The 12,060-nt window shown below is 47.6% G+C and carries 15 protein-coding genes; 2 read left to right on the top strand and 13 right to left on the bottom strand.

Features of this window, described 5'->3' with window-relative positions; genetic code table 11:
* Nucleotides 1-2: 2 nt before the first annotated feature.
* From AB432_RS02885 to AB432_RS02860, 5 genes are all read right to left on the bottom strand, one after another.
* On the bottom strand, nucleotides 3-443 hold the full coding sequence (locus AB432_RS02885; RefSeq protein WP_048036224.1) for a hypothetical protein: 441 nt from the start codon (nucleotides 441-443) through the stop codon (nucleotides 3-5).
* A 184-nt stretch (nucleotides 444-627) separates the two neighbouring features.
* Entirely contained in the window at nucleotides 628-1,710 is a 1,083-nt protein-coding gene (locus AB432_RS02880; RefSeq protein WP_048036223.1) for a hypothetical protein, read from the bottom strand.
* A gap of 729 nt (nucleotides 1,711-2,439) precedes the next feature.
* The gene (locus AB432_RS02870; protein ID WP_048036222.1) at nucleotides 2,440-3,477 is read right to left on the bottom strand and encodes an outer membrane lipoprotein-sorting protein; all 1,038 of its coding nucleotides are present in this window, start codon (nucleotides 3,475-3,477) and stop codon (nucleotides 2,440-2,442) included.
* A gap of 266 nt (nucleotides 3,478-3,743) precedes the next feature.
* Nucleotides 3,744-4,130, bottom strand: coding sequence for a holo-ACP synthase (gene acpS, locus AB432_RS02865; RefSeq protein ID WP_048036221.1), 387 nt, complete (start codon nucleotides 4,128-4,130; stop codon nucleotides 3,744-3,746).
* A gap of 160 nt (nucleotides 4,131-4,290) precedes the next feature.
* Entirely contained in the window at nucleotides 4,291-4,533 is a 243-nt protein-coding gene (locus AB432_RS02860; RefSeq protein WP_048036220.1) for a gamma-type small acid-soluble spore protein, read from the bottom strand.
* A gap of 170 nt (nucleotides 4,534-4,703) precedes the next feature.
* Between AB432_RS02860 and AB432_RS02855 the strand changes: the two genes are divergently transcribed.
* Complete coding sequence (locus AB432_RS02855) at nucleotides 4,704-4,955, top strand: glutaredoxin family protein (protein ID WP_048036219.1); 252 nt, start codon at nucleotides 4,704-4,706, stop codon at nucleotides 4,953-4,955.
* Nucleotides 4,956-4,976: 21 nt separating this feature from the next.
* Here the strand turns inward: AB432_RS02855 and AB432_RS02850 are convergent, their stop codons facing one another.
* From AB432_RS02850 to AB432_RS02815, 8 genes are all read right to left on the bottom strand, one after another.
* Nucleotides 4,977-5,312, bottom strand: a complete 336-nt coding sequence (locus tag AB432_RS02850; RefSeq protein ID WP_048036218.1) for an ArsR/SmtB family transcription factor — start codon at nucleotides 5,310-5,312, stop codon at nucleotides 4,977-4,979.
* A 96-nt stretch (nucleotides 5,313-5,408) separates the two neighbouring features.
* Nucleotides 5,409-7,028: a GMC family oxidoreductase gene (locus tag AB432_RS02845; RefSeq protein ID WP_048036217.1), complete on the bottom strand. Its 1,620-nt coding sequence runs from the start codon at nucleotides 7,026-7,028 to the stop codon at nucleotides 5,409-5,411.
* Nucleotides 7,015-7,617, bottom strand: coding sequence for a gluconate 2-dehydrogenase subunit 3 family protein (locus tag AB432_RS02840; RefSeq protein WP_048036216.1), 603 nt, complete (start codon nucleotides 7,615-7,617; stop codon nucleotides 7,015-7,017). Before AB432_RS02840 ends, AB432_RS02845 begins: the two co-directional genes overlap by 14 nt.
* A gap of 27 nt (nucleotides 7,618-7,644) precedes the next feature.
* Nucleotides 7,645-8,034, bottom strand: a complete 390-nt coding sequence (locus AB432_RS02835; RefSeq protein WP_048036215.1) for a hypothetical protein — start codon at nucleotides 8,032-8,034, stop codon at nucleotides 7,645-7,647.
* A 135-nt stretch (nucleotides 8,035-8,169) separates the two neighbouring features.
* Nucleotides 8,170-9,462 (bottom strand): arsenic transporter, encoded by a 1,293-nt coding sequence (locus tag AB432_RS02830; protein ID WP_048036214.1) that lies wholly within the window; start codon nucleotides 9,460-9,462, stop codon nucleotides 8,170-8,172.
* A gap of 106 nt (nucleotides 9,463-9,568) precedes the next feature.
* Nucleotides 9,569-10,282: an SDR family oxidoreductase gene (locus AB432_RS02825; RefSeq protein WP_048036213.1), complete on the bottom strand. Its 714-nt coding sequence runs from the start codon at nucleotides 10,280-10,282 to the stop codon at nucleotides 9,569-9,571.
* A 35-nt stretch (nucleotides 10,283-10,317) separates the two neighbouring features.
* Nucleotides 10,318-10,869, bottom strand: a complete 552-nt coding sequence (locus AB432_RS02820) for an NAD(P)H-dependent oxidoreductase (RefSeq protein WP_048036212.1) — start codon at nucleotides 10,867-10,869, stop codon at nucleotides 10,318-10,320.
* A 29-nt stretch (nucleotides 10,870-10,898) separates the two neighbouring features.
* Nucleotides 10,899-11,522 carry an ester cyclase gene (locus tag AB432_RS02815; RefSeq protein WP_048036211.1) on the bottom strand — a complete coding sequence of 208 codons (624 nt, stop codon included), beginning with the start codon at nucleotides 11,520-11,522 and terminating at the stop codon, nucleotides 10,899-10,901.
* Nucleotides 11,523-11,693: 171 nt separating this feature from the next.
* On the opposite strand from AB432_RS02815, the gene AB432_RS02810 reads away from it, so the two are divergent.
* Nucleotides 11,694-12,032, top strand: coding sequence for a winged helix-turn-helix transcriptional regulator (locus tag AB432_RS02810; protein WP_017247281.1), 339 nt, complete (start codon nucleotides 11,694-11,696; stop codon nucleotides 12,030-12,032).
* Nucleotides 12,033-12,060 lie beyond the last annotated feature (28 nt).

Raw genomic sequence — 12,060 nt, 5'->3', positions numbered from 1 at the left:
TCCTATCTCCTCTTGTTCCCTTTTTTATAGTAAAACAAGCGCTCATTTAAATGACTGAGAAATTGCCTGGAAACCATCAGTGATTCCTTTTTGCCGCCTACACGATAAAAATGACGGCCTTCATAAATTTGCTCGACTTCAGACAACGGGTAGCTCTTTTCCTGCCCTGACATGGATATAATCAGGTGGGTCTTGGTTAGCTTGTACACCGGACGCAATACCGATTTGTACATAAACGGAGACAATCCAACAACAGCAATGGCAATGGCGAAAACAAGCACCTTGAATCTCGTGTCATTGGTCGGGAAAAATTGAGCGAGTATCATCATCCCCAGCACAAACATGACAGTCTCGTTAATGCGCATTTTCCAGCTTTTTCGCAGGAGCATGTCTTTGTAGGTCGATGCTTCCTGGTACAAAACTTCGTTAGACGGTTTCTTCATGTAAAGCATGCCACCTCATTCAATAAGTTACTCTGAATGTATCGTGTTTTCCCGCTGTGTGTCAATTCGCGGATTGTCCTTTCACCTCATTCGCACGTTGGTTTTTATGTACAAATCGGCCCTCATCGACCAATCCCGAGAAAATAGAAAAGCAGATGGGGTTAGCTCCCACCTGCTGACTTTTCTACATGGTTTCCTCCTGGTCTTTTTCCTCTTTTTCATGTCTAGGGAAAACGACTTTTTCAAAGCTGCCATCCACCATCTTTTGCACCATCGCTGTCAATTCCTCGCTGCGCTTGTCTGCTTGCTCCTGTGTGAGCTTGCCTGCCGCTACTGCTTCTTTTAGCTTGGCTCCGTGCTGACCTACCAAGAGCTTGATGACGTCATTCGCTTCTACGCCTTGCTCCTTGGCAATAGTCGCCAACGATTTTCCTGCTTTTTGCTCTTCCTTCAGCTTGTCTGCATCCAGCTTGAGGAGGGACAGCAGTTCTTCATTTTTCTCAATGCCCATCCCTTTACCTGGTCCACGTCCGTGATGCGCGTTTTGCACCATTTCTTTTACCCGCTCACTGGCGTGCTCATTCATTTTGTCGGCTTGTTCCTGTGTCAGCTTCCCGGCGGTTACCGCCTCTTTCAGCTTGGCTTCCTGTTGTTTCACCAGCAACGCCACCAGATCATCCACGGATACACCTTGGGCTTCTGCGATTGCAGCCAGCGATTTGCCCGCTTTCAGCTCTTCCTGGAGCTTGTTGGCGTCCAGCTTGAGGAGGGACAGCAGTTCTTCGTTTTTCTCGAAGCCACCGATGAAGCCTCCTTTTCCGAAGCCTTTATCCGGTTTCGTGTTTTCTACCTGTTTTTTTACGCGATCGCTCAGGTTTTCAGACAGCTTATCTGCCTGCTCCTGTGTCAGCTTGCCTGCTGTTACTGCTTCCTTCAGTTTGGCTTCTTGCTGCTCAACCAGAAGTGCGACGACATCTGCTGTCTCAACTCCTTGGGCTTGTGCAATCGTTGCAAGTGTTTTCCCTGCAGCAAGCTCTTCTTTCAGCTTGTCAGCGTCCAGCTTCAACAGCGAGAGCAGCTCTGTATTTTCTTTGAAGCCCACTCCACCATGGTGACCCATCTTGCCTGTTTTGAATTTTACTTCTGCCGGTTTATTCAATGAAGTTGGCTTTGCTGAATCGGCTGCCATTGCTCCGCCTATGCTACCCAGACTCAGAACCACTGCCATCGTTCCCATCAGCATTCCCATTTTCGTTTTGCTAAACATATACACTCAACCCTTTCGTCTTTGCTCGTGTAGTGTGCTTGCTCTTTGTTACAAGACCAAGTGTACATGGGTATTTTTAGATTCCCGTTTGAGAAAAAAGGAAAACTTGAGGGAAAATCGTAGAAAACTATGTCAACATAGTAGAGGAAAAGAAAAAGCACAGTTCTCTTCGACTCTGACACGCCATCAGGGGGATTCACTGGCCGTCTCCACTCCAAAAAGGGGCCCGTCGATCCAAAGCCACCCTACGGGCGGAAGTTTCTCAGGGAAGAAGTGTTCGATAAGCGTGGTCCCCTTTTTGGAGTTCCGACTGGGTAGGCGTTGTCAAGGTCTGCGAGCCCTGTGCTTTTTCTTTTCGCCAGCTTTTTTCATTCATTATTTCTTTAAAAACTTAGGAAGATCATCCTTTGAGTATCAACTGGGGGAATTTTCTCAAATAGTAGAACAAAGCCGCTTAGGAAGAAGTGCATTTCCAGTCCAAGCGCTTCTGGAGCCCGACCCAGTTCCGAAATAAATGACGGGGGTTTTCAGCTTCAACCTCTGCGAATCCTTCATCAAGATGACTACTTTTGAAGCGCTCCCGTCATTTATTTCGGAACGGACAGTCCAATCTACAGCGGGGCGTAGGCCGAAGCGTAGACTGGAAATGCGCTTCTTCCCCTCCACCACAGCCACTTTCCCGGAAGGCAGCAAAAGAGGACGGCATTCACCGTCCCCTCTCCCACGCTTTTATTTCGCGCTGAGACCATATGTCGACTGTGCGACATTCACCATTTCCTCCTCTGGAAGATCCCCTGCGATTGTATATTCGATGCCGTCGAGCTCCCACGTCAGCAGTCGCTGATTTTCACCTGTCTGCGCAAGCACACCAACCGTAAAGCCGAGGTTCACAGGCATACCTTGCTCATACGACACAGATGCTGCTGTCGGGCGTCCTTCGATTACCTTGTAGTTGTAGGCCCCTTTGTAGGTCAAGATGACTTTTCTCTCCCCATCACGGGTAACTGGTTCTATATCTCCTTGCGTAACCCCTTCTGGCATATACGTAGGGACGATGACACCGAATTGGCTATTCGGCTGTTTCACGACCTGTCCATTTGCTTGCGCCATTGTTGGGATCGTTGTCAACGAGCTTGTTGTCATATTGCGCTCTTTGTCAAAGGCATCTTTGTCAAACATAGGGTTGAACGAAAAATCAGTGAAATCAATTCGTACGAGCGGATTCATGCTAGCATCCATAATTTCGGCGTGCGTCGGTTTGAAATCTTCTGTCAGCCAAATTTTTTGCTTGGTCAAAGAACGATTGCCGCTGTAGTTCGCTTTCACTTCGAATACATACTGTTTTTCTTCCATCTTCATTTGGCGCTCAGTGTCGTCGATAATGCTCTTGGCCAGCGTTTCGTATAGATACAACGGTCCGTTGTTCTCAGGCCAGCCACTTTGGAAGCGGAAGCTCTTGTTCAGATGCGGGGTCAGTACAAAGACTCCTTCATTGTTTCGCAAGATGATTTGTGTAATGCCACGCTGCTTCGAGGTGAGAGCTACCCGATAGTTGGTTGGCTTTTCATACCAGACCTGAACATCGTACTCCATGGGGGTAGAGCCTGTCTGCATGGTCAAAACAGCCTGAGACTTGTACCCAGTCATTTTTCCCAGCGTACCGTTCAGGTCGCTCACCACATCTTCCGGTGTTTTTTGACCGAAACAACCGCCGAGGAACAGGGTGAAAACCAACAATAACACCAGTGGTAAAGCTACCCGTTTCATTCAATGAACTCCTCCTTGTCAATATTTTCGACAAAGAAGGGCATCCCTGTCTATTTCCTGGGAAATCTGTCAGTCTCTCGCCCATGCAGCGCACATCGTGTCAATGGTTGCGAATGGATACGAAGTTGGCGATATATCGCTTGGATCGGCTACAGACTTAGCCTTCCTGTGTAAGAGCAGGTAGTCCCTCCTGATCTACGCGATATAAATGTATGTCCATCCTCGTCCCAATATGCAGACAAGTTTCTCGAGGTTGCTCAAAACATCTATCGTTCTTCTACAATGACTTGCGCAATCGCATGCGTCTGGCTATGCGAAATACTCACATGAATATGAACGCGAGCAGGGTCCAGATCGAGTTTGCTGTACACCTCGTGCTTTATGGTCATGATTGGCTTGCCCGAATCATTCGGGAGAATTTCCATATCCAAAAAGCTGAGTACAGCACCAATGCCTGTGCCAAGAGCCTTTGCACCTGCTTCCTTGGCAGCAAATCTGCCTGCAACCATTTCCGCCTGTCTCGTCTCTGACTTTCCATTCAGGAGCTGTTGTTCCTCTGTGGTCAAAAAGTGTTTGATCGCACGCTCTTGTCTTTTTATCAAAGTAGCAATGCGCTCTATTTCCACAATGTCTATGCCTGTTCCAATGATCATGTGAAATTGCCTCCTAGTGGGCTGATTTACGAATCACAGTATCATCCACTTCCAGGCTTTTGCAAGTGCAGTGCGAGGATAGAAACCACATTCCATGCATAGACTTTACGTAAAAATAAGAAAACCCCCGCAAATTGCGAGGGCTTTTGTCCGCTGGCTCCTACTCAGTAGCTTGGCCAGAAGATTGTTGTGCAGCCGATTGTTGGTTTTGACGACGAACTTCCGCAACATTTGTCTCACTTGCGAACTCAGTCGCAGCGCCTTGGGAAGCAGCGCGTTGTGCGGATTGTTGGTTCTGACGACGAACCTCTGCTGCGTTTGTTTCACTTGCGAATTCAGTCGCAGTGTTTGCTGCTTGGCTAGCTTGGTTCGCTTGGCCCATACCTCTGTTTTGTTTAGGCATCGTTACATTCACCTCCTCGACGTCACTGAATATAATTTGTACCGCCCCCTATGTGCGTATCCATCCTCATTTTTCCAAACCATGCTGTTGTTTACTTGCTTTGTCAGGACCGATCATTCATATTGGAAAGAGCAAGGCATTTACTCTGCTTTTGAAAGGGGCAATACTGTATGGCTTACAAGGTTATTATCTATACGCAAGTCACTTGCGGTCCTTGTCAGGAAGAAAAAATGTGGCTGACTTCAAACAACATTGCTTTCGAAGACAGAGACATTCGTCAAAACGAGGCTTATTTTCAGGAAGCCATTCAATTAGGCGCCAGCATGACACCTGTAACCTACATTGAAAAGGAAAACGGCGAGCAAATTGTCATCCATGGATTTAACAAGGAAGAACTAAAAAAAGCGTTGGATCTCAATTGATCCAACGCTTTTTACGACTGATCAGCCAAATGAAGGTTCACTTGCAACTGATTTTTGTTTGACGATTGGCGACATATCCGGCAAGTTAGACAAAATTTGCTTAACCTCAGGACCGCATTCTGTATTAACGGAGTAATATACCCACGGTCCCTTCCGACGCTCTTTGACCAAACCATGAGTTTTTAGCTTAGCCAAGTGCTGGGAAACAGAAGGCTGGGAAGTTTGCAAAATTTCCACGAGATCACGGACACATAAGGACTGTACTTGCAGGAGAGCCATGATCGTCAAGCGCGTCTTGTCACCAAGTAGCTTATAAGTCTCTGACAAAAACAGAACCTGCATCAAATCCATTTCCATAAGGATACCCACCTTTGCCTTACATATCTGTTTATCAGTATACTATATGGCTTATATGATGGGGAAGATAGAACGCAAAAGTTATGTGAACCCAGCTTATACATCTTGCTTTTTCATCGCCTCAACGATCTTGTCTGCAGTGCGTGCAGCCAGCGCCATGACTGTATTTGTCGGGTTGCTGCCACTCGAGGTAACGAACGTAGAAGCACCCGCTATGAAAAGATTGGGTATGTCATGTGACTGCCCAAATTCATTCACAACGGAGGTTTCCCTGTCATTCCCCATTCGGCATCCCCCCATGAGATGAGCGGTATCAGATACCACATGCTCCGGCTGCCCCCCCATCGCTTCTACAATCCGGTTCATTTGTCCAATAGCATGCTTGTACAGTTGTTTGTCGTTCTCCTGATAGCTGAACGTTACCGTAGGGATTGGCATACCATATTCATCTTTTTCCCCAGAGAGCGTCACTCTGTTATCAGGATGAGGCAGTACTTCCCCGACCAAGGTGATCCGCGCATACATATTGTAATCCAGCATGGTCTCTCGAAGCTGTTTTCCCCATAAATACGAGCCATCTTCCCTCTCGGCAGCAATAGCAGCCGCCATCCCGACCGGACGTGACCCGTGTGCACTCAACGTATATCCACGGGCAAATCCTCGTTCCCGGTCCGTCTCGTAAAAATGCTGGGTCAAGGCAAGGACAGGTGTTCCTTTATACAATCGCACTTCCTCCGGTAGTCGTCCGTATACATCATGACTAGAGTGGGGCATAATTGCTTTTCCTACCCATCCACTCGAATTCGCCAGCCCTTGTGGAAACTGAGCATTCGCCGAACTGAGCAGCAATCTGGGAGTCTCCACCACAAACCCGGCCAGAATGACCACACGAGCCATTTGCCTGTGTGTCAAACCATTATGGTTGAACAACACGCCACTGACCCGGTCGCCAGCCATCAAAATTTCCGTCACCATGCAGTCGGACAGCACCTCTGCCCCCTCCGCTATCGCCTTGGGGATATGATGAATCAACCCGCTGTACTTCGCATTCGGCATGCACCCTTGATTGCAAAAGCCACGATTGATACAGGGGGGACGTCCATCAAAAGGACCCGATAAAATCGCCAGAGGGGCAACCACACTCTCGATCCCCAGCTTCTCGCATCCTTCCCGGAACAGTTGGGCATTGGCACTGATTGGCTCTCGAACAGGGTACGGATATGGGCCTTGAAAGGAACCCCACGGAAAATGATTCGGACCGGAAACCGCAATCTCCCGTTCAATCTTGTCGTAGTACGGGGCAAGATCCTGATACGTAATTGGCCAGTCTTCCCCTACGCCGTCTACGGTTTTTGTCTTGAAATCACTTTCGTGGAAACGCAGGAATACCCCCGTAAAATGTACGGTGCCTCCCCCAATTCCCCGCCCTGAGTTGTTATGTCCCAAACGCAGCGGGTCATTGCCTGCTACCAGCCTCGTTTCCTGCCAGGCCAATCTCCGCATCGACAGCTCATCACTGGCAAAATCGTGTTGCGGGTCCCAAAACGGTCCTGCTTCCAAGACGACTACACGCAACCCGGCCTTTGCCAGCTCATAAGCCAGCACGCCCCCTGCCGCTCCAGCACCGACAATGCATACATCTGCGTCATCGGCGTATTTTCTTTGATCCACAGGAGTGGGGCGATGAGTAATCGTACGATGGTCATGACTCGTCATTTGCTTTCGCCTCCCATGGGTCCGTCAATCCTTTTTCCACCCGGACATAGCCGCGCGGATAAGCGGGACCTCCGTAGCCGATATCCGACCAAACCAACGGATGTGAGTAGTACGCACTGACTGTGTCATGCAGCAGCCGCTTGAAAAAATCTACGGGAGCGAGGTCTGTCCACGCCTCCTGGTTTTGGATGCCCCCATTCGCGACGTGTTGAAGAACGGCTTCCTGCTGGTCAAGCTTCAACGCAACAAAATCAGTTCCATAAGCCGCATGACTCTCCGCATCAATCCCTTTCAAGCCCGAGCGGTAGAGCTCTTTTTTTGGTGGAACTCCGACCTTTCGTTGCGACTCGCCGATATTACTAGCCGTCGTATTATCCAGATGCTCCACCACAAAGGTCAGCACCTCTAAGCGGTGATCATTGACCAATACCCCTACGACTGTCTGCAAGAGCAATGATTCAGGCTTCGTAAAAAATTGATTGGCAATCGCGGGCATTTTTCTGGCCCCTACTACTTTCCTGGTGTGAGCATCCCACTCTGTATGCTGATCCCAAACATCATAGGATGGGTAACGTTTAGGCTTCTCCATGTCCTCTCACCCCTTCGAAAACGATTTTTACCAAAACAGCGCAAGAAGCCCTAATGCTGACATTGCCGTGATCAGTAAAGGAAGAATCACAGGAGGACCGACGAGAAAATTTTGACCTTGTGAATAACCTCCCACACGCTGCCCAACCCCGACCGTATGTAAATAGGCTCCGTACAAACCACCAGCCATGCCAACCACCATCATCAAGGCAAACACCCAACGCAGCCACCCCGCATTCACAAACGATAAAACAATAGCAGTAACCGCAAATACAGGGAGCTCAAGCACAGGAATCCACATTGCCCAATGTCGGAAGTTTTGTCTAGAGTGAAAAAGTGTGACCTGAACCGCAATCAGGGCAAACGCCAATCCAGTAAAAAGAATGAGTACGCGTTCGATCGGCCAGCCATGCCACATGGAAACATCCTCCTTTTTACGTACATTGCGCCTATTTTTTCCTATCTTGTCCTGTCCTATTCTGCCTGTTCCACTGTGAAGCCGCATGATTAAAGAAAAAGCCTGCTGACTATTAGCCAGCAGGCTTTCCATTCCCTATGAAAAATAGACCAACGTCAGATACAAACCGAGCAAGGTGAACGTCAATGTCGGTACGGTCAAAACAACACCCGTCCGAAAATACTGCCCCCACGTAATCGTCACGTCTTTGCGTCCCAAGACATGTAGCCAGAGCAAGGTCGCAAGTGATCCGATCGGCGTCATTTTCGGTCCCAGATCGCTCCCGATCACATTCGCGTAAATCATCGCTTCCCGCAAAACTCCGTCTGCCTGTGTCCCGGCAATCGCCAGCGCGTTGAACATCACTGTCGGAAGGTTGTTCATGACAGAGGAAAGAACAGCAGCCAAAAAGCCTGTTCCCAAGGTCGTTGCCAATAAACCATGTGCCATGAACCAATCCAGGGTGTCCTTGACCAAGTCAGTCAATCTCGCGTTGTGCAGTCCCCACACCACGACATACATGCCAATCGAAAAAACAACGACTACCCACGGCGCTTCTTTCATAATCCGCCGCATGGCGATCGCTTCACTTTTTCTTGCAGCCAGGCAAAAAATGATAGCTGCCCCTGCAATGATGATTGAAACAGGCGTATGGATGGACTCGCTAACAAAAAAGCCAATCAACAAAACCGCAAGAATTGGCCACGCCAGACGAAACATTCTATGGTCGCGAATCGCTTCACTCGGATTTTTCAGATGAGAAAGGTCAACCCGCGCCGGAATGCTTTTGCGAAAATACAGGTACAAAACCAGCAGACTTCCACCAATCGAAAACAAAGTCGGAATGATCATTTTGGCTGCATACGCAGCAAAGCCAATATCAAAATAGTCAGCGGAAACAATATTCACTAGATTACTAATCACAAAGGGCAAAGAACTCGTATCTGCAATAAACCCGCTCGCCATGACAAATGCCAAAACCGTTTTTGCATCCAGCTTTAATGCCCGCACCTGTGCCAACACAATCGGTGTCAAAATCAGGGCCGCCCCATCATTCGTAAACAAGGCAGATACGAGTGAACCAAGCAGGATGACATAAACGAACATAAGCCGCCCATTCCCTTTGGCAAAACGAGCCATATGGAGCGCAGCCCATTCAAAAAAACCGATTTCGTCCAATACGAGCGAGATAATAATAATCCCGATTAATGCTAGCGTCGCATTCCAAACAATAGAGGTTACCTCTGCGACATCACCGAACGTGACTACCCCGATCGCCAAGGCCAACAGTGCTCCACCGACAGCCGGATAACCAATTGACAGCCCCCGCGGTTGCCAGATAACCAAAGTCAACGTGATCAGAAAAAGGATGAATGAAATCCAAACCACTGCAAGTATCTCCTTTCCAAAAACCAAAAAGAACGGACCTCGAAAAGTCCGTTCTCCTACCATACTACAAATTGAAATGATCCGAAACGTCCGGTAATGGAATTCTTTAAAGTAAGATATGGCCACCTTCTACATGAAGGACAGTTCCGGTTACAAAACTATTTTGGAGCAGGTATAGTACGCTTTGTGCAACATCTTTCGCTTGTCCAACTCGCTTTACAGGGAGCTTGTCTGCCAACGTTGCATAGAAATTTTCGCGCACGTCTTCAGGCATTTTACTGCGTGATGGTGTATCAATAATGCCAGGTGAAACGATATTCACTCGGATTGGTGCCAGTTCCAAGGCGAGGGTTTGCCCCAGATTCGAAACGGCCGCATTGACTGCGCCAAGGGCAGACGAACCAATCATCGCTTTGTAGGCGACGACCCCGGAGAATAAGGTGATGGAACCGTTTGTTGAAATCTTCGGCGCTCCGTACCTTGCCGCATAGTATTGACCCCAAAATTTGTTATCGAACAACTTACGCGCCTGGGCTGTATCCGTTTGAAGGAATGAACCGCCAAATGTTTCCGCCGCACTGACGACCAGATGATCAAACGTGCCTACTTTTTCAAAAAAGGCCTCAACTTGCTGCTCATCAGTGGTATCTAGCGTATACACCGAGACTTTGGAGCCCAGACTCTCTTTTGCCTTCTGCAATTTTTCTTCGGAGCGGCTCGCAATGATCACTTCTGCTCCTAGCGCTACTGCCTGTTTGGCTGTCTCTAAACCAATTCCAGAGCTTCCGCCGATGATTACTATCTTTTGATTGTCCAACATGATAGGATCTCTCCCCTTTCCTTTGAGATTTTCATTTAGAAACACAATACCTGTTTGAGATGCGCCTCGAGTTCGGATACAAATCGATCGATCAGCGGATTTTTAATGACATCATAGCAAGCAAAGCTCTTTACAGGTTGCATGCCTAAAAATTCCTGTACGCGGTGCAAATGGCTGATTGCATCTTCCAGGCTCTCCCCTTTAAAAAATTGGGTCGGATCGTTAAATGCTTTTTCTGGAGCATTCCAAGTTGTCGAGAACATATATTTTTTGTCGGTTAATAAGCCGCCTCTTCCGTATTGATTAGCACCCTTGAAAAACAAGCCGTACGCATATACTTCATCCATGTATGTTTTCAATAACCCAGGGACACTGAACCAGTAGATGGGAGTTTGATAAATGATCATATCTGCCCAGAGAAATTTCTGGTGCTCTTCTTCGAATTTGTATCCATTTTGAATAATGGTAGTTCGTACATGGTTCTCTTTTTCGAGCAGACTCACCATATGATCCATCAACGTTTGGTTCAGTTTCCCCTCTGATGAGCCATATTTTTGATGACCATTGATGATAAGAATTTTTTTCATTTTTTACATCTCCTTTACGTTAAGACAATTCAATTTTCCGCTACGACGCCAATTTGTTGCATAAAGGTTAAATTGTCTTCCAGGTGCCAGTCTTCAACAAGCTTCCCATCCTTGATGCGTAAAACATCGATCGCCATAAATTGAATGGGCTTCCCGGACAGTGGTTTTCCCATAAACTCGCCTTTGCTCGTACCCGTAAAGGAAAGACGAGCTGTCACCTTGTCCCCCACTACCAGTAAATCCTCTATTTTGCATTGCAAGTCAGGGACTGCTTTACGAAAGTTGCGAGAAGCGAATAACAAGCCATCGGGGCCTTGAGGTCTTCCTTTCGGCAACGTGTTATCTATGAAGCTTGGAGAAACGGTTTGTGCAAGGAGATCCTCATTCCCAGTGTTCCAGAAGCCGTAGAAACGTTGTGCGGCCTGTACCATTTCGGTAGCCTCCGTTGCGTTTAATGAGGAGTCAATCGTCATTGAAACGGGTTGAGGAAGATCCTTCAATAGTTGCATGTCTGTCTTGGAGGACAACCGAGTAGTTTGATTATCATAAGCAGATGTTTTCGAATCAGTAGCGCATGCTGTTGTGAACAGCATCGTCCCGAAGATGACAGCAATACCAGCTATCGAACTCATTTTTTTGGTGCGTGGAATCATGTTGTTCTAATCAACTCCTTATTTAGAGTGGAGGTATCGGTTTACATTGCTATTGTAAGGACACTAACTTCCTTTATAGAAGTAGTGATATTTAATTCACATAGTTTCCGTAAAGATACTATTGCGCTATAATAGCCAAAAACCCTACTAATTTTTTTGGAGGATATTCCGATGAACGTTCTTGAGCCAATCGAACTGAACAAAGGAACCCCTGGCCAACCTTGCCCCATTGCCAAAACGCTTGACGTAATCGGGACCAAATGGACCTTTTTAATCATTCGAGACCTGCTTATCGAAGGAACGCTGCGATTCAGCGACTTGCTGAAATCCATGGATGGAATCAGTCCGAAAACACTGTCGCTCAGACTGAAGGAATTGGAGGAGCATGGCATATTGGAAAGAAAGGTGTTTCCGGAAGTCCCTCCGCGCGTGGAATATACGTTAACGGAGAAAGGGAAACGATTGGAAGGTATTTTCATTGAATTAAAGAGATTTGGGTTACAATTATAAACGTTGGAAAATCAAAAAGAGCGGACCT

Source organism: Brevibacillus brevis (assembly GCF_001039275.2).
Taxonomy (GTDB): Bacteria; Bacillota; Bacilli; order Brevibacillales; family Brevibacillaceae; genus Brevibacillus; species Brevibacillus brevis_C.
This window is presented reverse-complemented; position numbering and strand designations above follow the sequence as displayed.